The sequence below is a fragment of the Moorena sp. SIO3I6 genome (assembly GCF_010672095.1).
Map to the genome: position 1 here is coordinate 1 of NZ_JAAHHU010001243.1, position 1,507 is coordinate 1,507.

1 protein-coding gene and 1 pseudogene are annotated in these 1,507 nt (G+C 42.1%); both read left to right on the top strand.

Translation table 11 applies throughout. From position 1 onward, the window contains the following. Window positions 1-138, top strand: a pseudogene (locus F6K49_RS48175) (IS607 family transposase); the annotation flags it as partial. Continuing rightward, window positions 122-1,267 (top strand): transposase, encoded by a 1,146-nt coding sequence (locus tag F6K49_RS48180; RefSeq protein ID WP_293109715.1) that lies wholly within the window; start codon window positions 122-124, stop codon window positions 1,265-1,267. The pseudogene F6K49_RS48175 and the gene F6K49_RS48180, both read left to right, overlap by 17 nt. The last annotated feature ends 240 nt before the right edge of the window (window positions 1,268-1,507 follow it).

Genomic DNA, 1,507 nt, shown 5'->3' on the forward strand with positions numbered 1-1,507 from the left:
TCTGGTTTTAATAGCTGTCCAGAGTCAGAGCTTACCGCAGATCTTCTCTCCATCATTCACGTCTTCTCCTGTAGGGTTCACGGACTCCGGAAGTACGGGAAGAAAATCAAAGAAGATTCGAGTGTTCCTAAGCTCTGAACAGCGCTCGCTTGTTCGGCAATGGTTTGGAGTGTCCCGCTATGTGTTCAATAAAACCGTCAAAATCCTCCAGAATGGAGAAGTAAAAGCTAACTGGAAAGCTATTAAAACCGAAATACTAAATGACCTTCCGGAGTGGTGTAAAGTAGTACCTTATCAAATCAAATCTATAGCGATAAAGGATGCTTGCACCGCTGTCCAGGAGGCCAAGAAAAAGTATAAAAAGACATCACTTATTCAACGAGTAAAATTCAGATCTCGTAAAAACCCAATCCAGTCTTGCTATATCCCAAAGTCAGCAGTTTCTGTTGTGGGGATATATCACACAAAATTAGGAAGGCTGACATATTCTGAAAATCTTCCCGATAATATTTGTGACTGCCGACTGACCAGTAACAATGGGGATTACTATCTAATTGTCCCCCACAAAGTAACTAACACAAAAGCCGAAAACCAAGGTAGAGTGGTTGCTTTAGACCCTGGAGTCAGGACTTTTATTACTTTTTTTAGTGAAAAATCTGTGGGAAAGATTGGGCACGGAGATTTTTCCAGAATTCAGCGAATATGCCAGCATCTAGACAACCTGTTATCAAGGATTAGTAAAGCCAAGCGTGGGCAGAAGCGTCGAATGAGAAAAGCTGCTCGACGAATGGTAATCAAGATTCAGAACCTGATAAATGAGCTTCATCATAAGACAGCTAAATTCCTAGTTGACAACTTTGACGTAATTTTGATTCCAACTTTTGAAACAGCTCAAATGTCGAAGAGAGGTAGCAGAAGAATCAGATCAAAAACTGTCCGGAATATGCTGAATTTCGCTCATTATCGGTTCAAAGAATTTCTGAAGCACAAAGCCCAAGAGGTGGGGAAAACTGTCGTAGATGTTTGTGAAGCTTATACTAGTAAAACTGTCAGCTGGACAGGGGAATTAGTCAACATCGGTGGAAGTAAAGTAATTAAATCAAAGGTTGATGGTCGGACGATGGATAGAGACATCAACGGCGCTCGTGGAATATTTCTGCGTTCGCGCAGCGTGGCCTACGGCCATGCCTTGGGAGATACCCCCTGGCTGAGAAATCAGCTTGCATTAGTGAGCCAGAATTTACCTTTGGTAGATTCTGGTAGCTAAAAAGTATCGGTCTTGACTCTGGAGCAGTTATTATGGTTAACTGCTCACAGTTAAGTTAGAGGGTAGCAGCGGACAAAGTTTGTCCTACTCCTAGACGGAGATAGGTTCATTTCTAATTTCGCTTGTAATTTGTAATAAGTCGTATGTTAGGTCTGTATGGAGTAAGCATATGGATGGTGCTTCTGGCAGCAAAAGGCTAATTGGTAATCACACCCATCAAGAGGATGCATTGAACTCAAG